Here is a 25,620-nt window from a genome sequence, read left to right as displayed (position 1 = left end):
GTTTTATTATAATCCAATGTTTAATCCGAATGTAAATACCCTTGGTCTTGGATAATCATATAGACCAAATCCCTGATCAAATGCAGATCCCGAGTTAGAAACCTCTGGATCATAACCAGAATATTTCGTGATCACAAAGAAGTTCTGTACGGAAGCAAAAAAGCGCAATCGATCCAATTTCATTCTTGAAACTACATCTGGATTCAATGTATAAGAAAGCATTAGGTTTCTACCTCTGATAAAGGAAGCATCAGAAACTTTATGGCTGTCGTTATTTGTCGTATAGTAGGCATTGATAGGTCGTACCTGTGCAATCGGAGTGTTTTGGTTACTCTCTGTCCAAGCGTTCAATACCGTCTTATAACTGTTTGCTATCCCTTGTCTGTCCTCAGCGGAGTGAATACTGCGATCAATCACATCATTACCAAACATATATTGTAAATCGATCAATAGGGATAGATTTTTATATTTGAAGGTATTGGAGAATGTTCCATAACCATCAGGAATCCCTCTACCAATAATGGTTTTATCATTATCATTGATGACGCCATCTCCATTGATATCCTGATATCGCACATCACCCGGAAGCATATTATATTTCTTGGCTTCAGCTTCGTCGGCGCTGGACCAGGTCCCTAAATGCTGGAAACCCCAAAAAGACCCAACCGGCTCACCTTCTCTGATAATGGTCGCACCACTATAGATATCAGCTCCACCAATCAATCTCAAAACTTGGTTTCTATTGTAGGAGAAATTAAACAATCCTGACCAACTGAAAACATCATTGCCGATATTGGCCACGTTGACGCCAAATTCTATCCCATCATTTTTCATACTTCCAATATTCCTGAAAATGGTCCCATACCCACTGGACAATGGAATTGGGGCATCGAGTAGCATATCGTTCACCTGACGGTGATATACATCCAATTCGAAGTTCAACTTGTTTTGGAACAAACCTAACTCAAGTCCCAGATCGACCTGTTCCGTCCGCTCCCATTTTAAAGTTGGATTGGCAATTCTACCAGTCCCTACTCCAACCATACGATCACCACCTTGAATAATTTCATAGTTCCCCATACCGGCTAATGCGCGGTAGGCTGGGATTTCAGAGTTACCTGTTGCTCCGTAGCTCATCCTTAACTTCAAATTGGAGATGCTCTCCGAATCTTTTAAGAAGTTCTCTTCATTGATTTTCCATGCTACTGCAGCAGATGGGAAAAAGGCATATTGGTTATCCTGTCCAAATTTGGAAGATCCATCCACACGCCCCGTAAAGGTAAATAGGTATTTGTTCAACAGGGTATAGTTGATCCTCGTGAAGTAAGAGTTCAAACCATTGGCATTCGCACCTGAAGAAGGTGCATTCATGGTTGCCCCTGCTCCCAAATTATTGAATTGATAGTAGAAATCAGTGTACTTGCTGGAGCTGGCATAGGAACCAAAATAATCGGTATGCTGCCATGAGAAACCTAACATAGCATTAATGGAATGAATATTTCCAAAATCTTTCAGGTAGGTAAAATAGTTCTCAAACTGCCAGGAGTTGAATCGCTTATTGTCCACATTGGCCGATCCATCACTTGATATATATTGCAGACCTGCTGCTGCAGCATAATCCTTACGTTGATTGATGATATTGGTTCCAATTGAAGTCCGGAACTCCAAACCATCCATTAATTTTATATTGGCATACATATTACCAATAAAGGGTTGGGTAGATAGGTAATAAAGCCTTTCATCTGCAACACGGATTGGGTTATCACCGCCTTCCATTCCTGGATAATCGCGATTACTTGCCCATCTACCATCTGCATAGCGAACAGGTATCAATGGCAATGCCTCAAGTACCTGGCGCATCATGGTAATTCCACCACCGCCCAATTCATCAACCTGCTTATCCTTTTGATCCGTATAGCTCAATACCCCTCCTACCTTTAACCAATCCTTGATCTCGGTATCAAATACAAATCTTGCTGAATATCTTTTCTGCCAAGAGCCATATGCAACACCTTGTTCATTTCTATAATTCACAAAACCACCGTAGGAACCTTTTTCATTTCCATTGGTAAAAGCCAATTGATGGTTCTGCGTAATGGCGTTTCGGAAAGCTTCCTTCTGCCAATCCGTATTGTAAAGTGGTTTACCATTGGAATCAAAAAGCAATGGGTTGGTCCGTTTGGTTTTAGGATCGGTATATTTTGTTCCTGTTGCCCAGCCTACAGGGTCAAATTTCTTGGCATTCTCATCGGTTAATTCTTCAACAGCCAAGAATTCTTCTGAACTCAAAACTGGCAATAATTTTGGTGCATATCCTACTCCAACCTCTGCATCATATGTGGCGCGTCCGCCTCCAGAAGTACCACGCTTGGTGGTTACAATAACGACTCCGTTGGCACCACGGGCACCATAGATAGCCGTTGATGAGGCGTCCTTCAATACCTCCACGGAAGCAATATCATTAGGATTGATATAGTCAATCGGTGAACTGCCATTCTGTAATCCATCTCTACTCATGATTACACCATCTATAACGTACAATGGATTATTGGTGGTGGAGATGGAACTTGAACCCCGGATCCTGATATTGGCCCGACCACCTGGACGGCCAGAACTGGTGGAAACATTCAAACCCGTTATTTTTCCTCCTAGGGCTTGGTTCAGATTGGATGCAGGTCTTTCCCGCAATGCCTCGCCCTGAACGGTACCAACTGCACCGGTCAGATCACTTTTCTTGACGACCCCATAACCTACAGCTACCACCACTTCTTCAATGGATTCCGATGAGGTACTCATCTGCACATTGATTTCCGGTCGGTTGTTGACCGATTCGCTATGGGTAATATAACCTATAAAAGTGAAGGTCAGGTTGGCATTTGAACTGGTCTTGATTTCATAAGCACCATTGGTATCAGTGCTTGTACTGGCATTGCCTGAGCTACTCTTGATCGAAACACCTGCTAAGGGCTCGTTGTTAGTCGAGGTAACTCGTCCAGTAATCGTGAGTTCCTGGGCATATGTCATTTTTGCAAACAAGAAAAATAACAATAAAGGAACACATCGGATGTAGGTTCTCATCATGGTTTTAAGTTTAAAAGGTTTATATTATGTGTTATTTGTTTTCTTAAAAAACAGAAAAACCAGCTCCTAAAACTCTTAACCTAAAACCAATACACGCCCACCTCGCCCTATTTAAAGGCAACTAAATCCCATTGAGTAGAAATCCACTCAAATTCCAAGATTACCCTGGATCTTATATGTAATTTTTGTATCTAACTATTCTGAGTCCGTTCTTAATTAGTGTTTACAGGTTATATGGTTAATTGTCTGAGCAATATGTGGTTGTCCCAGTTCAAGTTAAACCTAAGATAGTCCTCTCTTTCCGATTACGTATCCTGTACTATCCTGACTTTTTCCATTTTCTCCCTTCCTTTCCTAACAATTCCTTAATTTCGTCATCATAAAATTTGATTAAACAATGAAAAAGCTACTGGTATTACTATTATTAAGCTCTTCAGTTGCTTATGGTCAAAGAGGTTTCACAATCGATGAAACGGTTTATGGACCAAGCAAATTTGCTCCTAAAACACTGACTGCAGCAAAATGGATCAAAGATGCAGATGCATTCTCCAACCTGGACAGTACTTACCAAAACCTATTGGCTCGCGAAGCAAAGAATAATTGGAATCCTGTTCAATTGGCTTCAACCAACGATATCCTACAAGCCTTAAAGGAAATAGCCGCAAATGACAAATTCTCATTACGCTCTTTTCCAAATAATTACAAATGGATTGATAAGGAAAACATCAACCTGATTATCAATGGTGAAAAGAACAGCTATAACATCAATTTCAATGTAAACAGCAAAAAAGCTAAGCTCAATGCGACCCTTCCAAGTAACAGGGATGCTGAGGAATATAGCCATACAAATAAAAACACAGCCTACCTGATTGGTAATAATATTGAAATCCTAAAAGCCGATGGCAGCAAAATCACTGTTACCAAAGACACAGTTGATGGCATCGTCAATGGGAGCTCTGTCGTTCACCGTAATGAATTTGGCATTGCCAAAGGAATGTGGTGGTCGCCAGATGACAAAAAGCTGCTTTATTATCGCAAGGATGAAACCATGGTCAGCAAATATCCATTACCGCAATGGGATACCCGAGTGGCCAGCATTAAGGACATCCGCTATCCTATGGCTGGTATGAAAAGTGAGGAAGTGACATTGAACATCTTCAATACCGAAACTGGAGAATATGTCCAATTGCAAACTGGTGAACCAAAAGAACAATACCTAACGATGGTAACATGGGATCCTTCAAATGAGTTTGTCTATGTTGGGGTATTAAACCGAGGTCAGGACCATCTAAAATTGAATAAATATGATGCTAAGAATGGTGCTCTTGTGCAAACTTTATTCGAAGAATCTTCAACATCTTGGGTTGAACCTCAGGTAGCATTGGAATTCCTTCCAAATAACCCAAATCAGTTTTTATACCAGACCGATAAAGATGGCTTTAACCAGCTTTATCTTTATAACACAGATGGTAAACTGATCAAAAACTTAGGTTATAAGGATGTCATAGTAACAGATTTCCAAGGATTTGATGCGAAAGGAAGTAAAGGATATTACATTGGCGCCAGTAATCAGGGAATGGAACGCCATTTATTTGAAGTCGATCTGAAATCTGGAAAAACTTCCCAACTGACCAGTATCAATGGTACCCATAATGCAACTGTTAGTAGCTCTGGAAAGTATATCTTGGATCAATACAGCAATTTAGATATCCCTAATATCGTTCAGGTTATTGACAAAAAATCTAACAAGGCCGAAAAACTGGTTACAGCAACTAATCCATTCACTGGAAAGGTTGATTTACCTAAAATTGAGTTCAAAACCCTGACCTCAGCAGATGGTAAAACACCTTTGAATGCTAGAATCACCTATCCTGTCAATTTCGACCCCAATAAGAAATATCCTGTGATGGTTTATTTATATGGTGGATCACATGCGCAATTGGTTACGGACAAATGGTTAGGTGGCGTGGGTTATTTCGATTTATACATGGCACAGCAAGGATACCTAGTATTTACGATGGACAATAGAGGTTCCGATGCACGCGGTCGTGACTTTACCCGTGTAACCCATCGCAATCTAGGTGAAGCCGAAATGGCTGATCAATTGAAAGGTATTGAATACCTTAAATCCCAACCTTATGTAGATGCAGAAAACTTGGGGATATTTGGCTGGAGCTTTGGTGGATTTATGACGAGCTCATTGATGACCAAACATAACGATATCTTTAAAGCTGCAGTAGCAGGTGGACCGGTAATCGATTGGAAATATTATGAAGTAATGTATGGCGAACGCTATATGGATACCCCACAGGAAAATCCTGAAGGGTATGAAAAAACCTCTATGCTAGACAAGGCTGATCGATTGAATGGTCACTTATTAATTATCCATGGTGCTCAAGATCCTGTAGTAGTTCAACAACATAGCATGGAATTTATCCAAAAATGTATTGAAGCCGGTAAACAGGTTGATTATTTCCTATATCCAACCCATGAACATAATGTAGTTGGAAAGGATAGAATCCACATGTACGATAAAATTGCAAAATACTTCGATCTATATCTTAAGAAATAGATTAAATGATTTCAACAAAAAATCCCTGATACCAAACTGTATCAGGGATTTTTCTATTTATTAAAAGTCGATTTGAAAATATAATGGTATAATTTCCAATCCAATCCATATCCTGGTTTTACTTTTCTATTTTTGAAAAAAACTTAAACCATTGAAAAGGATTATTGCCATACTTTGCTTCATTTTCTCTGTTCAATTTAGCATCGCCCAAACATCAAAAATCTCCGGAACAGTAAAAGACTCATTATCATCAGCGCCAATAGCCTATGCCAGTATAGGATTATTAGATGTCAACAAAAAGGTGATCGATGGAATGATTACCGACACAACCGGTAGATTTCAGTTTACGGACCTGAAAAATGGCCAATACATATTACAGATCAAGTTTATTGGTTACCGTCAAAAGAACAGTCCAATTGAAATTAAGGGTCAAAAATCCATTGATTTAGGAAACATCTTAATTTCAAGTGCTCAGCAAAGTTTAGAACAGGTAACTGTTACGGCAAATATCGCTGCCCAGAAACATAGCAGTGATCGACAGACCTATCAAGCCAGCCAATATAAAAATGCTGTAGGCGGAACTGCTTTAGATATCGTCAAAAACCTTCCTTCAGCATCTGTCGATGCCAATGGAAACATCAGTATGCGTGGAAATTCAGGTGTTATCGTACTAATCAATGGTAAACCATCCTTTTTAGATCCTGCTACCATACTCGGGCAGATTGCTGCCAATGATGTTTCAGAAGTGGAATATATCACAAGCCCTACTGCGCAGTATGATCCAGATGGAAAAGGTGGTATTATCAATTTAAAAACAAAGAAATCAGCAGCAAATGGATTCGCATGGATCTTAAACCTTCAGACTGGCTTACCTAGCATCGACGATTATGACAATATCGAAAGTCAAAAACGATTCGGAGGTGATATTTCTTTCCAATTGAAAAAAGATAAGCTGGAACTCAATGGATCTGCCAACTACCTTCGAAATGATAATGCCGGCTTCAGGGATGGTGATGTTAACACCATCATTGGAGATAAACAAACCTTCTTTCCTTCAAAAGGAGAACGTAGTTTTGACAAATACAACTTCGGATTAAGATTAAACGCTGCATATGAACTATCTGAAAAACACAACCTGAATTTAGGGATTCTGGCTTCCAGAAGATTCCAAGATAGGCTCGCTGATATTCATTATAATAACAGAACTATCCAGCATTCCAACGGCGATCAAATCTCCAGCTTAGATTACTTCAATTCCAATCTACAGAACAAACAAGGTGAGTTTTACTTAGTGGACTTCTCTTATCAATATAAAATAAATCCAAGGCACTTCCTACAATTGGGAGCTATCTATGAATTTGCCAACATCTACGGTTCCACAAAAAATGGGAATATTGAAAACAACATCGATACGGTGCAATGGTCCCATAATATCTATACAAATCCTTTGCATGGATTGAGGCTCTCCCTACAACATCAATGGAAATTCGACAATGCAGAATTGATTTCAGGTTATCAACTAAGGAATGACAGGCAAAAGGGAAGTTTTGAATACTTCTACAAAGAAAAATCTGATCAAAACCTTCAAATAAACCCTGAATTCACGGGCCGATTAAATGCGACCAACCGAGTACATGCCCTGTATAGCCAATATGACCGGAAATTCAACAACACACAACTTTCCCTTGGTCTTCGTTATGAGTATTATCAAAGGGATCTCCTTCTATTGGACAATAATCAAGAATACCCTTATTCCATCCACCAACTCTACCCAAGCTTTAATTTGATGCATGATCTGGGAGCTGGCTGGTCATGGAAATTAGCAGCTGCAAGAAGGGTCCAACGAAACAATAACTTTGAGCTAAACCCTATACCTGAACGTGAACATTCGGAAACATTGGAACAAGGTGATCCAGAGTTATTACCTGAATTCACCACAAATGCGGAAACGGGACTTGTGAAAAAATTAAATGCAGGTAGTTTATTTTTGAATGCGTACTATCAACATACTAAAAATCCAATCCAGCGTGTAAACTCTGTTTATGCGGATACGATCTTACGTCGTGTATTTACCAATGCCGATTATGCTTCAAGATATGGAATGGAAATCGGTGGTGAGGGAAAGCCATTGACCTGGTTAAAGGTGAATGCAGGTGCAAATATTTATAACTACAAGGTTTCAGGAAAGGTACTGGACTATCAAGAAACCCGAACAAACCAAGACTGGGTGTACTCCATCAATGCTGGGATACAAGCAGATTTTGCCCCCTCTTGGAGCACCGGTTTACAGGTCAATTACCTATCCGAAAGACCAACAGTTCAAGGAAAGGATTCAAGGTTCCTGACTCCACATTTCAACCTCAGTAAGGGATTCTTAAAAGGTGCCATTACGGCTCAATTGCTTTGGCAGTTTATCGAACTTAACAAGAAATGGGGAGTAAATGAACAAAGAATTACGACCTATTCAAATGATTTCTATACCACGACAAATTACATCTATGAAAAGAATGTCTTTTTGATCAACCTGAATTTCAACCTGCATAAATTGAATCAGATCATTAAACTACCAAAAAGTGAGTTCGGTGAGAAGGAATTTTAAGGATCTTGTTTCTTGAAATCCGTGGGTGTAATTCCTGTATAGCGCTTAAAGTACTTTGAAAAATTCGATTTATCAGAGAAGCCTAACATGAAAGCAATTTCTGAAATGCTGTTTGAGGTGTAGAACAATAGCCTTTTGGCTTCTTTGATAATGTATCCCGCCAATACTTCGGATGCCGTAAGGTTAACATGTTTCTTGCAGGCAGCACTTAAATTCTGCGGACTGGTATTTAATTGGGAAGCATAGTAAGCAACATGGTTGACCACTTTAGCCTCTTTGTTCAGCAACTCGCAGAACTTTATATACAGGTTGTTCTGGATGAACTTTGAAGAAATCTGTTGATCAGCATTCTCCAACACCTTTGCCAACATGGCCTTAAACAACCCTTCCTGTACGATTTTATTATTCTCTGTCGCCAACAATCCTAAGATCTGCTCTATAACAAGCTTCTCTTTTAAGAAGATTTGGTCAAATTGGACAACCTCTTCCACTAACCTGCTGATTTCAAAATCTAAACTTTGCTCCACAAATAATTTCTTCAGCAAAAGAACATAGCCTTCAACCGGATTTTCCAATTCCCAATGATGTACATTATCCCTTCGGATCACCAAGATACAGGGTACTTTCACCTCTGCTTCCCTCCCATCAATATAATGTCTGCCGCTGGTCGAAGAAAGGAAAACCAATTCTAAATAACCATTATGTTTATGAGGTCTCGTTCGATTTTTAGCTCGATCAAACGCTGCTATTTTTATCAAACGCTGAGGCTCTAGTTTATCCTTAATGGTTATTTTCTTTCCTTGCATCTTGTGAAACTATAATATTTCCGCTATTCCATCAAATATATTGGAATTCCTTAATTTTTTTAGAAATCCAATAATGATAAAACAGAAAATTCAATGATTCAAAAAAATGAAAAATCATTTAGACTGTGCTTTTGATTTTGCTTTGGTCTTATTCGAGACATATTCGGAAAATTCGGAATATGCCTCGAATAAGACTAACTCGATCTCAGAAAAAAATATGAATTTTCAGCTTTATTTAAGCTATTAAAGAATTTATCCGTATCATTATTAGTCAAGTAGAAACTTAAACATTTTAATATACTTTATGCGCCGCGCACTAATCACTTTGGCATTAGGGATTTTGATGACACATGCTAATGGGCAGGAAAACAAAAAAGATGTTGAAAGCCCAAAAATGGAATGGTTTGATGATGCTAAATTAGGAATTTTTATTCATTGGGGAATATACTCTGTGGATGGGATATCAGAATCTTGGGCATTTTTCAATAATTATCTGAGTCATGAAAACTATATGAAACAACTCCAGGGATTTTCTGCAGACAAGTATGATCCGAAAGAGTGGGTTCAATTAATTAAAGATTCTGGTGCTAAGTATTCCGTTATTACCACAAAACACCATGATGGAGTAGCTCTATGGGACAGTAAAATGGACCAACCAACTACTATCGCCAAAGACGCTGCTGCAAAACAAGATGTATTGACTCCCTTTGTGAAAGAGCTTAAAGCCTCGGGCCTAAAAACAGGACTTTACTTCTCTTTGCCCGATTGGAGCCACCCGAATTATGATATCATCACGAGGACACAAAAAAGATATGATATCAAGGATGAGCCTAATCGATGGACCAAATTTCAAGATTATTATCAAGGACAGTTAAAGGAATTATCAGTTGCTTATAAACCCGACCTTATTTGGTTTGATGGAGACTGGGAGCATTCTTCTGATGAATGGAAAGCCAGGGAAACTTTAGATTTACTTCGTAAGTATAATAAAAACATCATTATCAATTCCCGACTGAACAATCACGGGGATTACGCTACTCCAGAACAAGGTATTCCAGTTCAACGTCCTAATCATAGATATTGGGAATTGTGCTATACCATGAATGACTCTTGGGGATACCAGCATTTTGACAAACATTATAAGAGTCCTAATATGATCGTAAGGACCTTAATTGAATGTTTGGCAATGGGTGGAAACTTATTGTTAGATATCGGCCCAAAGGCCGACGGAACCATTCCTGAAGAACAGATTGCAATTCTGAAAGAGTTAGCAAGGTGGACGAAGAAATATTCTGAAGCAATCTATGGTACTAGAGCTGGTCTATCCCAAGATTTGCTAAATGAAAAGAACAGTATCTCTAAAGATGGTAAAACCATATTTATCTACCTAGATCAGGTGAAGGACTTTGTAGAAATGCAAGGTATAGATGATGAGCCTTTGGAAATAAAAATGTTAGGAACAAACGAAAATGTTCCATTTGAGTATAATTTTGGCAAACTTAAGATGCAGATCCCTACAGCTAATTTTGACCCAGTTGCTTCTGTTGTTGCCATAAAATTCGACAAAAAACCTTCAATTAATCCTCATATCCTACCAGAACCAGTTGGCATTACTGACTTTCTCTATGCGAAAACCCCGCAAGAGTCTATCCGTAAAATTGTGGATATGACCTCCATTGGTGCAAACCTATTCAAAGGTTATATCAATGATGATGGTAGCAAATTGGATGAATCCTTTAACTTCCATAGTGAAGAAACTAAAAACTGGGTTAAAAAACATGCTGAAGTTCTCCAAGATGCAGCTAAAGGAATCCCAGCGAATCACTTTAACGGAAAAACGGCCTTATCCCCAGACAAACAAACGCTATATCTATTTGTGGAGGGTAAACCTACTGGTCCAATTGCCATCAAGGGATTGAAGAACAATATTGCGAGGATCCGTATTGTAGGTGAAGGTTCTATGATTGGCCATGAAATTTATAACAAGCTTTATTGGAGTGCTACACCTGGAATAGTTTATATTGATATTCCTAAAGATAGGCTAGATAAAAATACAACAGTAATTGCTGTTTTGCTTGATAAACCTATTGAACTGTTTTCGGAAGAGGTAGGTGCTATAGAAAGTAATCTCTAAAAATGAAGAGCTAAATAATAGAGGGATAAATCTTTCGATTTATCCCTCTATTATTTTAACGATTTCTTTGAATCCCCTGTTTTTGGCATGTTGAACAGGACTTATCCCATCTTTATCTGGAATATCCATTCTAGATCCTGCATCCTTTAGGATTTGTACAATCTCTTGGTATTTTTCGGTGCCATCACCTAATACGATTGCCTCCATTAAGGCGGTCCATCCTAATCTATTCACATGATCAATAGGATATCCCTTTGTATTTGCCAATAATTTGACTGTCTCTACATGTCCTCGTTCACAAGCGGGAATCAATGCCGATCCATGATAACGATTGAACACATCAAACCTAGCTCCATTTTCTAAAAATAACCTGAGCAGTTCCGTTTGACCGGTTGCACCAGCATACAGAAATGGACTATCCAGATTATCAGCTTGTTGGTTAACATCTGCTTTATAGGAAACCAACAACTTTACCATGGGCAAATCTTGGTTTATCGTAGCGATCAATAGCAAGTTACGTTTATTGGCATCTACCGTATTGACATCTTGTCCAGCTTTCAATGCGGATTCCACGCCCTTTACATTTTTACTTTCCACCATTTTCACTAATCCTTGTTGATCCACGATTTCTATCTCCTGTTCTTTCTTTGTTGAGGCCTGGCAAGAGGAAAACCCTAATGCAAGGAACATAAATATAGTTAATACTTTCATAATCAATACACTACCTTTCCATTGTAAATTAAAGATTTAACTTCTGAAACCCTTGATACAGCTTCAGCAGAACAACTGGCATCAATCAGAACCAAGTCTGCATTATCACCCACCTTTGGCCAAAGTTGATTACCTTTGTCGTCCAATGGTGTGATACCTGCAGTTGCCAGGCTCAACATTCTTGATAAGGCCAATTCTGTGCTGTAACCATATAACTGTGCTGCCAAGTTCGCTTTTTGCAAAACACTTCCAGAACCAAAAGTATTCCAATGATCAACTATACTATCATTACCTACCAACACTTCTACCCCTTTGTTCATCAAGGTAGGAATTGGCATGATTAATCCTCCAAATGGAACCGTGGATATTATTCCCACTTTAGCTTCAGCTAATTTTTCGGCTAATTCTTCTTGTTTTGCTTGGTCAATTTTTCCTAAGGCAAAACAATGGCTCAAATAGGTTTTTCCTTTCAGGATTGGATTTTCATTAACCTTTTTAATCAGGTATTCAATGGTCTGCACTCCGGAATCACCTGTTTCATGGAGATGGATATCAATTCCTTTTTGATTATCCAAGGCCAATTGCACTGTGAAATCCACAGTCTTTTCAATTGCTCCATCAATACTGAAGGGATCAAGACCGCCAATAAAATCAATATCCATTTTAGCAGCTTCTTTTAAATATGGAGCAGACTCGGTATAATAAACCCCATGTTGAGGAAAAGCTACCAATTCAGTTCCAAAACCATCTTTTTTATGGTCCAATGCCTTTTGGAGGTTTTTTAGGGAATTTAATTTCGATGTGGGTTCAATATTGACATGGCTCCTTGCAAATGCAGATCCATGGGACTGTAATAACTCGATCAGTTTCTCAGCTTTGAAGGTTGAGGTCTTCAATAGCTCCGGCATGATCTCCTGTTCCAGGGCAATCATCCCCTTCACTCCTCCTTTCCTTCTTTTTACGGCTTGCCATTTATCACCATAATAAGTTTTATCAAGGTGAATATGCATATCTTTAAAGGAAGGCAACATCAATAGTCCTTTGGCATCAACTGCATCGGGATCATTCATATTGGCACTGATATTTTTGATTTTACCATTTTCGATCTCGATGGAAAAGAGATCAGTTTTTGTAGAAGCCACCTCATCGTCAAAATATTCAAAACCAGTTTCAAGCCTTACATTTTTAAGTTTAAGATTTTTCATGTTTTTATAATAGTTGATAGATGGAGTCTCGCTAGCCATTTTATCTGCGTTTGCAGCAAGTGCATTCGTTCCAAATGCTATTCCTGCAACGCTCATGGCTGAATTCCGTAAGAAGTCTTTTCTTGAAAGTTTCATATTCAATTAATTTTGAATGAGCTAATGTGATCTATAATACAAAGGTAGGCTGCTCTGGTTCCAATATCTTGGAAATTACATCCAATTTCTTGTAAATTTTATAACTGAGAACGAAATTGACTTGGATTTAAGCCTGTTTGGTTCTTGAAGAAGTTAGAGAAATAGGCATGGTCGGAGAAACCAAGGTCAAAAGCAATTTCCTTAATGCTTCGCTCAGAAGTTTGTAATAGCCGTTTTGATTCGAGAGTAATTCGCTGATGGATAAGCTTGTTTGCTGATACCTTCAGATTCTTTTTACAAAGGATATTGAGATAATTAGCACTGATATTTAATTGTTCTGCATAAAAAGATATCGATTTCTGTTCCTTGTAAAATTTATCAATAAGCCAATTGAACCTAGCCAATCTTGGATTGGTTTGATATACCTTAAATTCCTCGATATCAAATTCGGCCTCCTTGCTCACTAATGCGGCAATTACAGCAGCACGTGCAGAGATCAATTGGTTGACAGGTTGGGTTAGCAACAGTTCATCTCGAATCGCATTGAACTCATATAGCAATTTTTCGAAAGCTTCATTGCTGAGCCTAATTACTGGATGGTTCTGATAATTTGTAAAAGAATAACGAAATGCTGGTGCAAACTGTTCAAGAAAGGTCTTGTCAATCATGAGCTGGTATCCCTTTGAACCCTCCTGGATATGCCATTTGTGGATCTGATCAGGAAAAAGCACATGGACTTCCCTGTTCCCGATGATATAATCAACAGAATCGATGTTGTGGATTCCTGAGGCATGATCAAACAGGATAATAATAAAGAAATCATGCTTATGGGGTTTCTCAATTATCTTTTCGCCTAGGATTTCATTAAAGAGCAATTCTTTCTTACCAGCGAATTGCTCCTCACGAAAACCATGCATATCAAGTGTAGGAATTACATTTTTTTCATCCATCTGATTTCCTCTGATAAGATTAAGAAACCTAAAATTAAGGAATAGCAAACGGAATCATCTGTTCAAATCTAGATTTTGACAAAAATCCCTCTTTTATATAAGAAAATAAGGATAAGTAGGACAATGGAGTAATTCCCTATGGTCAGGATCAAATGGGCATATTCTTCGTAGTGTTTTTCTAAACCAAAAGTTAAAGAATGAACCAAGCTCCTGAAATCGATAACTTCCGCTAATCCGTAAGCAACGATGGAATTCATTCCATAAACTTTTAACCAGCGAAAGGGCATTTTAATTTGCTTGACATCAATCGCATAATAGAATATGGCCATTAATAAGATACATATTCCACCTGAAAACAGGGTCATGCTCCCTGTCCAGATTTTCTTGATTATTGGTTGTTGAAATTGCCATAATAAGCTAACGGCAATACAAACTACACCTGCAATGATCAATTTTACGGTTGTTCCATTTGGATCTTTATCTTTGCCATCCTTTATTACTTTCCCTGTGAGGCATCCCATCAAAACTGTAACGATAAAGGTTAAGCTACTCCAGATCCATGTATATTGATAATGTTAGGAAAACACCCATTCATCGCCTTGCCATTTCACTCCATCCATGAAATTTTGAAGGAACATTTTATCGAGATAGATGGCAAAATTATAATTGGGTTCATAACCACCCCAAGTAGACATGGGGATGGAATAAATGATCAATAAGGACAAACCCATACCGATGAGTTTTTTGAAGCTGAAATGAAGGTAAGCCAAAGAGGTAATAAGATATCCTGTAGCGATAGCTTGTAAGGTATTGGAATATAATCGTAATACCTTCCAATCAAATGCCAAGAGATTGCCCTGAACAATCATTCCTAAAATCCACAAAATCAGAAATCTCCTTATGATGTGTCTGTATACGTCGGGGCTATCCTTTCCGATTTTTCTATCTAAAGAAAACGGGATGGTAATCCCTGTCATAAAGAGGAATAAGGGCATAATGAGATCCCAGAGTCTAAAACCTTCCCAAGCTTCATGTTCAAACTGAGTCAACATACTGTGATATGCTGGGTTGTCCCATATTTGTCCTACTGACATCAGAACAGGCTGTAAAAAAACCAACAGAAACAGGTCCAGCCCCCTGAGAATATCTAGGGACTCTAATCGTTGTGAAGGGATAACTTTCATAAAATAGGGTTCAATAGGTTTATTTTCTAAGCATAGGAAATTGAGAGATCCTTAAGGTGGTACAACCATAAGGTATCAAACGGATTTCAACTTCTTTTAAATCATTGATATTTAATCCATACATATCAGCTGTCGGCATCGGTCCTGCCATTCCATTATATAATTTCCAAAAGGGAAGTTGCCTCGCTTTTACTTTTAATTCAATTGGTGCATTTTCACGGTTCCAAGGATAGGCTTTATTGGTATTGTCCTTTTCAGAAACCTGAAATAGCGAAGCCATTTCATTTTTGTTGAACAAAGGCAAACCGTAATTCCAATCAGCCGTTGGCCGGACCTCAATAAATGAATCTCCATAGGCGACCTTTTCCTTGTCTTCAAGGAACACCTCTTTCTCTTCACCCGGGATATCCAAGGCATATACCAATGGACCTCTTTCTATGGCACGAGAACCTTCGTGATAGGTTTCAAAGTTAAACTCCATAGGAAAGTCCAAAGTCATGACATCATTGTTTTTCCAGGCTCTATTTATTTCGATTACAGAACCAGGTTTTGTATCAACTTTGAACTCTTCCCCGTTGATCAGGATTTTGGCATTTTTTGTCCAAGTGGGAATCCGTAGCTGATAAGGAAATTCAATAGCACTTTCTCTGTGATTAAATGTAAGGTTGATCCTATTTTCAAAAGGATAAAAAGTCTCCTGCGAAACCTGAACGGTTTTTCCAGCTTGGCCAACTTTTACAACAGCAGATGAAGGCGCATAGATCATGGATGCAATTCCTTTCTTTGCGGTTGCGTAATAGAGATTTTGCGTGAATTTAGGCCAACCTTGATGCATATTGGATGTACAACATGGGTAGCCTGTCAAAAGTCCAAAAACCACATCGGTCCCTTGATGATTGACATCAAAATTGTACATCTGTCTAGTGATTTGAACCTGATTGGCCTGCTGAAAATATTGACGGCGCATAAAATCATCTGAAATCTGGGTTGGCAATGCATTGAATGCCACTTTTTCTAAGTGTTCTGCAAAACCAACATCTCCGGTTATTTCCAGCATCTTTTCCAAGGAAAACATTAATTCAACCGCTGAACAGAGTTCTGATCCCTGCGTCGGGTTACTACCATGCAGGGCCTCATCCCCGCCGTACATCCCTTGTGCCTGACCATTAAATAATTTAATATCAGATAAGCCCTGTTTCACTGCGGCTAGATGTTTTGGGTCTTTACTTTGTTGGTAAAAAATAACTGGTTCTTTCAGCCCTTGCGCTAAATTCACACAATGAATGCTTCTAAAAGTAGCCAACATATTCCGCTGAATGAACTTTTGGGTAAAATCAAAACCTTGGGCATGCAAGATATCTGCAAGCTCCAGCAATTTAGGGTCTTCCGTGATGTTGTAAAGCCAATAAACAGCCTGAAGGTTATCGGCTGAACGGTATTCAGCCCAAAAGGTCCAATGTCCTAGTGGTTTCTCTTCTAAGGTTCTAAGTTGATAGTGAAAATATTTGGTAAAGAGGTTTACTACCCTTTGATCTTCAGTCGCAGAATAATACTGTTGCAGTATCTTGAGCATGACCATCTTTGGCCACCAATCATGTGAATTGTTCCGCTGAATTCCTGGTTCATGATCATAATCCTTTGCCGGCCCAAAATAGCCATCTTCAGATTGACTTTGCAAGGCCCATTCCACCCAGCGTTGCGCTTTTGCTTTTAATCCCTTATCATTTAATTGATATGCTAAGGGCAATAATCCATCCACCCAATAAGGTCCTCGCTCCCATTGATCACCATCTCCCCCAAGCCAGCCATTTCTGTCTCCCATGACTAATGGATAGAGCTGATCCAATTGTCCTGTAGCTCCATTTCTCTGGGAGTTCAGCATTTCCTTCAACCAACCCTGAGGTTTTATAGCTCCCAAAGGTAATTCCATAAAAGGTTTCTGGATGAGGGGTGCCTTATTCTGTATATAAGGTTGGGCTTGAAGATGAACAGTTCCGAACGTCAATAGAAGAGCACTAAAAGACAATTTGATTAGTTTATTCATGGTATTAGGTTTATTTGAGGTAAATCAGCAAGGAGATTCACTAGCATGAAGTTAAGGCTTTTTTAATAATCATTTCCCATTTAAGTAAAGAAATTAGCTTTTGTTTTTGGCTTTAGGCTATTTCTTGGTTATTTTTAAAACCAAAGCTGGAAAAGCATGCCTGAAGAAATCGTTCGCCTAGAAAACGTTGAGAAAATATATCAAACTGGAGACACTAGCATTACTGCTTTGGCTAAAAGTAGCCTAAGTTTTGAGTCCAACAAATTGACCTTAATCATGGGGCCTTCCGGTTCTGGAAAGACAACTTTATTGTCCATCATTGGTTGTATCATATACCCTAGCTCGGGAAAAGTTTTCTATAAAGACAAAGAGGTAACAAGTCTGTCGGAAAACAAACTTGCAGATTTAAGGTTGCATGATATAGGTTTTGTATTCCAGCAATTCAACCTTTTGGAGCCCCTTACTGCTTTAGAAAACGTGATGCAGCCTCTTTTACTGCAAGCAGTGGATAAAAAAGAAGCAAAAGAAAAGGCAATTGCAGCCTTGGAAGCAGTTGGTCTGGCCGACCGTTTGCACAACTTGCCCAAGAAATTAAGTGGTGGCCAAAAACAAAGGGTTTCCATAGCAAGGGCCCTAGTGACCAATCCAACTATGATTTTATGTGATGAGCCAACGGCATCATTAGATGCAAAAAGTGCAGCCATTATCATGGAGGAACTTAAAGATCTCGCGCAGGAAGGTAAGGCAGTAATTATTGTCACACATGACCTTAGGTTGAGAAAGTTCGCTGATCAGGTCATTTATGTAGAGGAAGGAAATGTTTCAAACAGTATTCGAAATGAGGAAGATTATAAATAGGTTAAGCATTTTTGGTTGCTTCATGATCTTGATTGCTTTAATTGGCTGCAAAAGCGAAAAGAAGAAACAAGAAGAGCAAGAGAAGGCGAAGCTGTCTGCTGTTTACGGCTCTGTCATTGCAATCGGCAAGGTATTACCGGAAGGTGGTTGGGTACAGATCAGTTCACCGGTCAGTGCCGAGGTCAAGGATATAATGGTCAAAGAAGGTGATGAAGTGGAACAAGGCCAGGTTTTAATGACCTTGAAAGAGAATACGGAGGAATTGGATCTTGCTCAGTCACAAAGCCAATTAGAGGGCTTGAAAGCTCAACATCAAGCTAGTATCAGGGATTTGGCCAAGCAGGAAATCATATTAAAAGAGTTAAAGTCGAAATATGAAACGTCCAAGAACCTTTTAGCGAAAAATGCAGAAACTAGGGAAAATGTAGACAATGATCTTTCCAATGTCAAGCAACACGAAGAGCTCATATCAGGTTTAAAAAGTCAGATCAGGGCCAATCAAGCTACGGAAAAAGAACAATCCATCATCATTGCCAAAAATAGACAAAGCTTAAAGGACTATCAGGTTACGGCCATCAAAAAAGGAATAGTATCTGAACTAAACGTGGAGATTGGCCAAACTATCAATGGTACGGCTGAATTAGGAAAAATAGTGGACAATGAAAATATAATCATTGAGGCTGAGGTTGATGAATTATTTGCGGATAGCGTAAAGATTGGACAAACTGTTGACATCAACTTTGTTGGAAAACCAACAGTCATTGGTAAAGGAAAGATTGTCTATTTAAGTCCTACCCTAATGAACAAATCCATATTGTTTGAGACGGCAAACGAGGCAGAAGACCGAAGGGTACGAAGAATACGAATAGAACCTGAAGGCAATTCTACTCTATTGATCAATTCTAAAGTTGAATGTAGGATAAAATTATGATAGGATGCTGGGATTAGCTTGGAAATTTATTCGATTTGATCGGGCCAAGAGCTTTGGAATAGTCACTGCAATTGTGATCAGTGTATTTCTCATTGGTCAACAGTTAAGCCTCCTTTTCTTTCTGATGGGTTTAATGGGAAACTTGGTGAACAATGCGCCTGTTGAAAAAGATGATTTATGGATAATTGAGTCCCAAAGCAGAAATGTAAATTCAATAAATAGCATTGATCAGCGATCAGTCCAAGAAATTGGTAGCTTAAAAGGTATAGAAACAGCAACTCCCATCATATTAGCCAACGCTCAGGCCACTTTTCTGGATGGCAAGACTGCTGCTGTCACTTTAGTTGGTGCCCCTGCTCCTGGGTTCCTGATGGGACCTGAGGTAAACAAAATTGATAGTGGCTCGGTTCAGGATCTGTTACAGCCATACGCGGTCAGCGCAGAATATTTTAATGCAAGAAGTTGGGAAACCTCACTTTATCTAAATAAACCTATTGAAATCAATGGCAAGAGTGCAAAATTAGCGGTCATAACCAAAAACGCCCAGGCATTTGGAGCCAGTTTTATGTATACGACTTTAGAAAATGCAAGTTATTTTGGAAACTTCCCGAATGATAAGGTCAGTTTAATCATTGCCAAGCTTGGACAGGGCCAAGATAAAAAGGAGATGATCGAGGTAATCAATCAGAACTTCCCCCATCTAAGAGCTTGGGATGCTGAAAAACTAAAATCTTCGACCGTAAAGGAAATCTTGATTTCATCGAATATGGGGATGAGTTTTGGCACATTAGTGGTGTTCGCCATGATCTCTGGATTTTTTATTATTGGCCTCACATTATATTCGTCAGCATTGGACCGGATCAAAGATTATGGTACCTTAAAAGCTATTGGAGCAAAAAACAAATTTGTAAACCGCCTGATCATAGCCCAAGCATTTCTTTATGCAGCCATTGGATATGCTGTAGCGATGTTATTGATCTATGGCTTTAAGTTTGGGGTTGAAAAAAGCGGATTGAACATAAATGTCAGTATACCATTTGCTTTGTTTTTGCTTTTGGTAACCATGATAATATCCATTGGGGGATCTCTATTTGCCGTTAGGAAAATATCAAAATTAGAACCAGCATCAGTTTTTTAATATGAAGAAACCTATCTTTCTATTTTTACTCTTAATAGGATTTACCTTTTCCGGAAATGCCCAGAGCCTGAGCATTTCGGATCTATGGAACTATATTGGCCAAGCGAGTAATCTAAAAGTGAAGAAACTGAATAAAGAGGTTCAGGCAGCCCAATTGAATGTAAGGAGGTCTGAACGGTTTCCAGTAATTTATGGCGATGCCAATTTGCAAAGGAATCTAATTATTCCAACAACACCAGTTCCAGCCATTGCCTTTGACCCTAATGCAGAGGAAGGTGCTATATTACCATTGAAATTTTCTACAAAATGGAATTCCAAAGCTGGTTTGCAATTGGAATGGAACCTTTTCGATCCCAATAAGAAGAGCCAACAGCAGGAGGACCTAATCGCTTTAGAGAAAGCCAAGGTTGAAGAATCATTAGCAGAACAGGATTGGAAAATCAATTCTACTTTAGCCTATGCATCGATTGTTTTAGCAACCGAACAATATCAATTTGCCCTTAAAGATTCCGCTTTATTTGAGGAGATTAACAGCATCAATAAGGAAAGATTTTTGGCAGGTAGAGGGAGTTCTGAAGATTACAGTCTGTCGCAGCAAGAAGTTCAACGAAAAAAAATCTTGATGCATGAATCATGGTCGATTTTAAAGGAGGCAAATTTAGAATTAGGTAGGTATTATCCGCTAGATTCCATTAGGGTCCTGAGCAACAATATGGAAGAAATATTAATGGAGTTGGGGGCTTTTGAAAAAAAGATCTATGACCAACAGCTGGTTGAGCTTGATCAGCAATTATCCATGGTCCAATTAAAGGGAATAAAGCGACAGGTTCTACCCAGCGTGTCATTTAACGCTTATTATGGGGCTCAGTATTTCAGTAATTCCTTTAATATTATTGACAAAAACAATTGGTATGGCTATAGTTATGCAAATCTGGGTTTGAGAATACCAATCTCAGCATATTTTAGTAATAGCAGCGCCATCAAGAAAGCCGAACTCAGTGAAAAAGTATATGTACAACAATTGGAAGACCTTCAATTGAATGATGAAATCGACAAAAAACAAAAGCAGGAAAAAATCATTTTTTCAAAACAAAAGATTGAAAGTCTAAATAAAATCAAGGACCTAGCATTACAAAACAAAGAAGAAAAGTTGGCCGCCTATCAGGCAGGCAGAATCCTATTAATAGATTTTAATAAAGCCAATAGTGATTACCTAAAATCATGTCAGGACATTTGGAAAGCTAAATATGACCTATTGAAAATAATTTTGGAACAATAAGATAACATCAAATGCTTCAATAAAATTCAGCAATTATTTTAATATCAACATTTTATTTCTACTTTTAAGTGATCGACCCTTCTTTTTGGGGTCATTCAAACCATTATTAATTTAAGAAAGCCATGAGTACAATTATTAGTATAGTTATCATCGCTATAGTCATTATTGTTCTTATAGTGAGCTGGATTACTGGTAAATCAACTGCAAGTCGGCCTGAGTTTTCGGAAAATGATTATCCCCTCATAAGCAATGATAAAGGTATCCTAATTGAAGGTCCAATTTACAATGATGTAAAGGCTGCCTGCATGGATTTTTGTGAGATGATCAACGAAATGGAATATCATGTCATCATCAAACTTATTCGCATTGACCCCAATAGTTGCTTGCTTCTGTTTCCTTATGAAATCGATTTTAAACATTATTGTTATCTATTAAATTATCTTGAATACCCTTTGTACCTAAAATATAAGGCTAAGGTTACGGGTTGGTTGACCTCTAAAAAAATAGACCTTTGGATAGATAATCGCTCCGCAAATAAGAGAATTATGGTATACAATTCTGCAGACAAAAACAAAGCAGATATCGTATATTTTACGACAATGGACCAAATCGGTTATATCGTTGAATTTAATTCGAATGAAAAAGCTAAGGAATTGCCAAGCCCAATGAGACGCTTCGAATCTTGCAAGCGTTGTGTTGAGGATTTAAACATGATAAGAGGAGAACTGATTGTTTCAAAAAGTCAATCTACTGAATGACAAATTGTACAATCCCAGTGAATGTCAGTTTGTCAGCAGACGGAAAAATAAAACAATTAGCGCTGGATTTAAATGTTTTTATTGGCATTCAACAAGAAAGTGTTAAAAATAGTTAAACGAAATGTTAATTATCATTTCGGCACAGACATTGAATATATCTAATCAAATTTCATAATTTAGGTTAATAATTGGTTAGTTAAAACTCCTTAGGTTCCCCGCCTAAGGAGTTTTTTTATGAAGCGAATCAATCTTATTCAAGATTTCTTATTTTTACAGGAGATGAATTGGTTTATACCAACATCTATACACAGAAATTACCACATTAAACTTCCTATAAAGACATGGCAAAGATGACCAAACAAGAAGTTCTTGAGGAATTAAAGTCCTTAGGTTCTGAAAAACTGATAGCTCAGAATAAAAAAAGAGGTGCAGGCGATAATCAATACGGTGTGAAAATGGGTGATGTTCGTAAGATAGCTTCTAAGATAAAAAAGGATCAAGAACTCGGTCTTGAGCTATGGGAGACCAACAACATGGAAGCGCGGTGTGTAGCTATCCTAATTCTCGACCCAAAAAAATTAAGTAACGCGCAATTGACGGTGATGGTTTCATCAGAAAATTTCGCAAATGTTATTGATTGGCTATATAGTTATTTGGTTAAAGACAGTTTAGATAAGCAAACACTAAGGTTAGAATGGGAAAAAGCTGATAATGTCATGTTGCAGCGACTAGCATGGAGTTTGATATCCGGTAATATTGCGAGGAATCCTGAATTGGAGGATACTCCGAAATTATTGGATTATATTGAAAAACATATGCTCGAAGCAAAACCTGAAATACAATGGACCATGAACAGTACCTTAGCTCAGATTGGCATTAAACAACCTCAATATAGGGATCGTGCTATTGCAATCGGTCATAAATTAGGTGTTTACAAGGATTATCCAGTATCTAAGGGCTGTACCTCTCCTTTCGCGCCAATTTGGATCGATTATTTCGTAAGCAGAGAAAAGTAATAAGCAAGGATATTAATATATAATTAACAATAAGTTTATATTAAACCGGATTAAGGTGGTTGGAAAAGCTGATTTTCAACCACCTTATTTATTTTATTAAATATTTAGAAATTATTTTTATATTTACGTTAATTACACTTTTACTAGCTGTCACCAATTAATCAAAAACTAAGGCATGACATTAATAACCAATCGCTTTGCTATTTATTTATTAATAATTCCGCTCTCCATTTTCTTTATTAGTTTACATTCTTGCGGTCCAAGTGAACTCGAACCCGAACCCAAGCCAGCTCCAAAACCGGAACCCGAGCCCGAACCGGATCCCGAACCTGTTGAAAAACCAAAAGCTATTTTATATAAATACACTTCTGAAAAAAATGAAGATTTCATTGAATACCTTAAAGGCTTTGTGGTAAAAGACCTAACCGAGGCAGATATCAAACTACATTTCGGGAACCGTGTTACCTATTTCAAGCCAGATTCCATCCTGATCAAAGAAGACTCCATGTTTGTGCATAAATCAAAAATGCCTATGGAATCCTATCAAATAAAATGGACAGAGCAAACTCTACAAATCCACGAAGCCAAAAACAATAGTTGGAAAATTTGGGCATCAAGGAATGCTGATTCAACCTTAACCCTTAAGATCAGCTTTTTCAAGAAAAACACCAATAATAAGAACCGAGCCCAATTGAGTGTTGGTCAGCAATATGAAATGCCCGATAACCGACATTTACTCGATTCAGAGCCCTTGAATAATTCCAGATTAATCTGGTTAAAGAAGAATTATGTTTTTACCCCTGAAAAGAAATAAAATGAGAACTAGATTAATAACTGTTTTGCTTTATATATTAACCTTGGGCATCCTTTCGGCTCAGGAACCAAGAAATTCTTCGACTTACTTTGGTAAAAATCCTGAAAGTATATTTCTAGGCGCTGTCCTTAGCAAGAATTCAATCAATACGGAAAAGCATGAATTCAAGGATATTAAAACCAATCATAAGATTACCCCCATTTCAACTACGTTTAAATATGAGTTTCCTGAAATAGTACCTAGCAAGGAAAACATGTACAAAGTAATTTCTGATGAATTGAAGGAAGAAGGAGCTCCAACAGGAAATGCAGGCATTGCGAGTTATTCATTCTACTCGATTCGAAACCTCGAAGATCTATATGATAATTTTGGCCAAAAAATGGATCTTGGAAAATGGTTTGGCTTGGACGTCAATAACAAAATGCCTAAATCCAATATTCTTGTGGAATATGAGATTCCCTTATTTGATATGTTTATAGATCCAGGGGGCGATGGGATCATGAATTATATAGCGGAATTGGCTAAATTAAAAGACGATGACCTGATCTATGTTATGAGTATCACCTGGGGAAGGAAGGCATTGATCTTTGTTCAATCCGATTTTGATGAAAACAGTCTAAAAGTTGCATTGAATAGGTATATTAAAGATGAAGCGTTGACGGAAGAGCAAAAGATCATTATAGAAACTGCCACATTCTCATATAATATTTTTGAAGATGTCCCTTTAGACTTGGACAACGCTAATCCCTTTAAAACTATATTAAAATATTTAGAAGAACCGATTACAACAGATAATTACGGGAGTATCATCCATTTTATGGCTAATGAAATGGACGGAAGCACTTATTTGAACAGTTTTTAAGAATGCGAATGATCAAATTCCACTTTTTTGATTACAGGAATTCCAAATAAACCCAAGGATAAATAGACATTCAAAGAGTCTGGATGTATATTTTGAATTCTTATGCCTTCTGAAAGCCCTATTCTTTTATGGAATCCATTATCGAATTCCGCTTTTACAACTTTTGGTGCCATGTCTTCCCCAGGCAACCAAATTTTATTGATCTTACATTTTACTTTATAGGTCGAGACTTCGGTTTCGGATGAGCAAAACAAATAATTCAGACCTAGAAAAATAAAAGTCAGGTAGGAGCCAGTAAGGATAATACTATAGAATACACTTTCTAATTTTCCTACATTACGGAACAGGTCTTTTTTTCGGATCAACCAATAGAACACAATTCCAAAAAGGAAAAAGAAAAAAACTACCCTAAGCGAAATTAGCGTTTTTTCAAAAAGGAAATAATTCAGAATATTTAAGAGGAATACGGACAGAAACAACTTATCGAGCAAAGTGAATGTTCTTTTTTTGAACTGCATGACCAAAAGGATTCTTGTTTTTTAA

20 protein-coding genes are annotated in these 25,620 nt (G+C 38.0%); 11 read left to right on the top strand and 9 right to left on the bottom strand.

All coding sequences use genetic code 11. From position 1 onward, the window contains the following. Window positions 1–6 precede the first annotated feature (6 nt). Complete coding sequence (locus tag RT138_RS01530; RefSeq protein ID WP_313189222.1) at window positions 7–3,081, bottom strand: TonB-dependent receptor; 3,075 nt, start codon at window positions 3,079–3,081, stop codon at window positions 7–9. A gap of 397 nt (window positions 3,082–3,478) precedes the next feature. Here RT138_RS01530 and RT138_RS01525 point away from each other — a divergent pair, with 397 nt between their 5' ends. Both RT138_RS01525 and RT138_RS01520 read left to right on the top strand, forming a co-directional pair. Next, on the top strand, window positions 3,479–5,653 hold the full coding sequence (locus tag RT138_RS01525; RefSeq protein WP_313189221.1) for a S9 family peptidase: 2,175 nt from the start codon (window positions 3,479–3,481) through the stop codon (window positions 5,651–5,653). A 151-nt stretch (window positions 5,654–5,804) separates the two neighbouring features. Next, a complete protein-coding gene (locus tag RT138_RS01520; RefSeq protein ID WP_313189220.1) occupies window positions 5,805–8,252 on the top strand; it encodes an outer membrane beta-barrel family protein in 2,448 nt (815 codons plus the stop codon). Here RT138_RS01520 and RT138_RS01515 read toward each other — a convergent pair. Beyond that, complete coding sequence (locus RT138_RS01515) at window positions 8,249–9,058, bottom strand: helix-turn-helix transcriptional regulator (RefSeq protein ID WP_313189219.1); 810 nt, start codon at window positions 9,056–9,058, stop codon at window positions 8,249–8,251. The two genes, RT138_RS01520 and RT138_RS01515, sit on opposite strands and share 4 nt — an antisense overlap. A 304-nt stretch (window positions 9,059–9,362) precedes the next feature. Here RT138_RS01515 and RT138_RS01510 point away from each other — a divergent pair, with 304 nt between their 5' ends. Beyond that, window positions 9,363–11,192, top strand: coding sequence for an alpha-L-fucosidase (locus RT138_RS01510; protein ID WP_313189218.1), 1,830 nt, complete (start codon window positions 9,363–9,365; stop codon window positions 11,190–11,192). Between the two features lie 39 nt (window positions 11,193–11,231). On the opposite strand, the gene RT138_RS01505 is transcribed toward RT138_RS01510, so the two are convergent. The 6 genes from RT138_RS01505 to RT138_RS01480 form a co-directional block, all read right to left on the bottom strand. Then, complete coding sequence (locus RT138_RS01505; RefSeq protein ID WP_313189217.1) at window positions 11,232–11,903, bottom strand: ankyrin repeat domain-containing protein; 672 nt, start codon at window positions 11,901–11,903, stop codon at window positions 11,232–11,234. A 2-nt stretch (window positions 11,904–11,905) separates the two neighbouring features. Continuing rightward, window positions 11,906–13,243 carry an amidohydrolase gene (locus tag RT138_RS01500; RefSeq protein ID WP_313189216.1) on the bottom strand — a complete coding sequence of 446 codons (1,338 nt, stop codon included), beginning with the start codon at window positions 13,241–13,243 and terminating at the stop codon, window positions 11,906–11,908. Between the two features lie 98 nt (window positions 13,244–13,341). Next, complete coding sequence (locus RT138_RS01495; RefSeq protein ID WP_313189215.1) at window positions 13,342–14,193, bottom strand: helix-turn-helix domain-containing protein; 852 nt, start codon at window positions 14,191–14,193, stop codon at window positions 13,342–13,344. Window positions 14,194–14,261: 68 nt separating this feature from the next. After that, window positions 14,262–14,714, bottom strand: a complete 453-nt coding sequence (locus RT138_RS01490; RefSeq protein WP_313189214.1) for a hypothetical protein — start codon at window positions 14,712–14,714, stop codon at window positions 14,262–14,264. Window positions 14,715–14,768: 54 nt separating this feature from the next. Next, entirely contained in the window at window positions 14,769–15,377 is a 609-nt protein-coding gene (locus RT138_RS01485; protein ID WP_313189213.1) for a DUF5009 domain-containing protein, read from the bottom strand. A gap of 19 nt (window positions 15,378–15,396) precedes the next feature. Next, window positions 15,397–17,421, bottom strand: coding sequence for a beta-L-arabinofuranosidase domain-containing protein (locus RT138_RS01480; RefSeq protein ID WP_313189212.1), 2,025 nt, complete (start codon window positions 17,419–17,421; stop codon window positions 15,397–15,399). Window positions 17,422–17,577: 156 nt separating this feature from the next. Here RT138_RS01480 and RT138_RS01475 point away from each other — a divergent pair, with 156 nt between their 5' ends. From RT138_RS01475 to RT138_RS01440, 8 genes are all read left to right on the top strand, one after another. After that, window positions 17,578–18,279: an ABC transporter ATP-binding protein gene (locus RT138_RS01475; protein WP_313189211.1), complete on the top strand. Its 702-nt coding sequence runs from the start codon at window positions 17,578–17,580 to the stop codon at window positions 18,277–18,279. After that, window positions 18,260–19,210, top strand: a complete 951-nt coding sequence (locus tag RT138_RS01470; protein ID WP_313189210.1) for an efflux RND transporter periplasmic adaptor subunit — start codon at window positions 18,260–18,262, stop codon at window positions 19,208–19,210. Before RT138_RS01475 ends, RT138_RS01470 begins: the two co-directional genes overlap by 20 nt. Window positions 19,211–19,214: 4 nt before the next feature. Continuing rightward, entirely contained in the window at window positions 19,215–20,348 is a 1,134-nt protein-coding gene (locus RT138_RS01465) for an ABC transporter permease (protein ID WP_313189209.1), read from the top strand. Between the two features lies 1 nt (window position 20,349). Beyond that, window positions 20,350–21,627, top strand: a complete 1,278-nt coding sequence (locus tag RT138_RS01460; protein ID WP_313189208.1) for a TolC family protein — start codon at window positions 20,350–20,352, stop codon at window positions 21,625–21,627. Between the two features lie 122 nt (window positions 21,628–21,749). Next, the gene (locus RT138_RS01455) at window positions 21,750–22,385 is read left to right on the top strand and encodes a hypothetical protein (protein ID WP_313189207.1); all 636 of its coding nucleotides are present in this window, start codon (window positions 21,750–21,752) and stop codon (window positions 22,383–22,385) included. 341 nt (window positions 22,386–22,726) lie between these two features. Further along, entirely contained in the window at window positions 22,727–23,401 is a 675-nt protein-coding gene (locus RT138_RS01450) for a DNA alkylation repair protein (protein ID WP_313189206.1), read from the top strand. A 175-nt stretch (window positions 23,402–23,576) separates the two neighbouring features. Continuing rightward, the gene (locus tag RT138_RS01445) at window positions 23,577–24,215 is read left to right on the top strand and encodes a hypothetical protein (protein ID WP_313189205.1); all 639 of its coding nucleotides are present in this window, start codon (window positions 23,577–23,579) and stop codon (window positions 24,213–24,215) included. A gap of 1 nt (window position 24,216) precedes the next feature. Further along, window positions 24,217–25,077, top strand: a complete 861-nt coding sequence (locus tag RT138_RS01440) for a hypothetical protein (RefSeq protein ID WP_313189204.1) — start codon at window positions 24,217–24,219, stop codon at window positions 25,075–25,077. On the opposite strand, the gene RT138_RS01435 is transcribed toward RT138_RS01440, so the two are convergent. Further along, window positions 25,074–25,595 (bottom strand): hypothetical protein, encoded by a 522-nt coding sequence (locus tag RT138_RS01435; RefSeq protein WP_313189203.1) that lies wholly within the window; start codon window positions 25,593–25,595, stop codon window positions 25,074–25,076. The genes RT138_RS01440 and RT138_RS01435 overlap by 4 nt on opposite strands. Between the last annotated feature and the right edge of the window lie 25 nt (window positions 25,596–25,620).

Origin of the sequence: Sphingobacterium sp., from assembly GCF_032065005.1 — a bacterium.
GTDB lineage: Bacteria > Bacteroidota > Bacteroidia > Sphingobacteriales > Sphingobacteriaceae > Sphingobacterium.
This window is presented reverse-complemented; position numbering and strand designations above follow the sequence as displayed.

Bases quoted from the DNA above. Each gene is read 5' to 3' on its own strand.
- RT138_RS01530 (WP_313189222.1), bottom strand. From the start codon at position 3,081: ATGATGAGAACCTACATCCGATGTGTTCCTTTATTGTTATTTTTCTTG.
- RT138_RS01525 (WP_313189221.1), top strand. From the start codon at position 3,479: ATGAAAAAGCTACTGGTATTACTATTATTAAGCTCTTCAGTTGCTTAT.
- RT138_RS01515 (WP_313189219.1), bottom strand. From the start codon at position 9,058: ATGCAAGGAAAGAAAATAACCATTAAGGATAAACTAGAGCCTCAGCGT.
- RT138_RS01510 (WP_313189218.1), top strand. From the start codon at position 9,363: ATGCGCCGCGCACTAATCACTTTGGCATTAGGGATTTTGATGACACAT.
- RT138_RS01505 (WP_313189217.1), bottom strand. From the start codon at position 11,903: ATGAAAGTATTAACTATATTTATGTTCCTTGCATTAGGGTTTTCCTCT.
- RT138_RS01500 (WP_313189216.1), bottom strand. From the start codon at position 13,243: ATGAAACTTTCAAGAAAAGACTTCTTACGGAATTCAGCCATGAGCGTT.
- RT138_RS01495 (WP_313189215.1), bottom strand. From the start codon at position 14,193: ATGGATGAAAAAAATGTAATTCCTACACTTGATATGCATGGTTTTCGT.
- RT138_RS01490 (WP_313189214.1), bottom strand. From the start codon at position 14,714: ATGGGATGCCTCACAGGGAAAGTAATAAAGGATGGCAAAGATAAAGAT.
- RT138_RS01485 (WP_313189213.1), bottom strand. From the start codon at position 15,377: ATGAAAGTTATCCCTTCACAACGATTAGAGTCCCTAGATATTCTCAGG.
- RT138_RS01480 (WP_313189212.1), bottom strand. From the start codon at position 17,421: ATGAATAAACTAATCAAATTGTCTTTTAGTGCTCTTCTATTGACGTTC.
- RT138_RS01475 (WP_313189211.1), top strand. From the start codon at position 17,578: ATGCCTGAAGAAATCGTTCGCCTAGAAAACGTTGAGAAAATATATCAA.
- RT138_RS01470 (WP_313189210.1), top strand. From the start codon at position 18,260: ATGAGGAAGATTATAAATAGGTTAAGCATTTTTGGTTGCTTCATGATC.
- RT138_RS01465 (WP_313189209.1), top strand. From the start codon at position 19,215: ATGCTGGGATTAGCTTGGAAATTTATTCGATTTGATCGGGCCAAGAGC.
- RT138_RS01460 (WP_313189208.1), top strand. From the start codon at position 20,350: ATGAAGAAACCTATCTTTCTATTTTTACTCTTAATAGGATTTACCTTT.
- RT138_RS01455 (WP_313189207.1), top strand. From the start codon at position 21,750: ATGAGTACAATTATTAGTATAGTTATCATCGCTATAGTCATTATTGTT.
- RT138_RS01450 (WP_313189206.1), top strand. From the start codon at position 22,727: ATGGCAAAGATGACCAAACAAGAAGTTCTTGAGGAATTAAAGTCCTTA.
- RT138_RS01445 (WP_313189205.1), top strand. From the start codon at position 23,577: ATGACATTAATAACCAATCGCTTTGCTATTTATTTATTAATAATTCCG.
- RT138_RS01440 (WP_313189204.1), top strand. From the start codon at position 24,217: ATGAGAACTAGATTAATAACTGTTTTGCTTTATATATTAACCTTGGGC.
- RT138_RS01435 (WP_313189203.1), bottom strand. From the start codon at position 25,595: ATGCAGTTCAAAAAAAGAACATTCACTTTGCTCGATAAGTTGTTTCTG.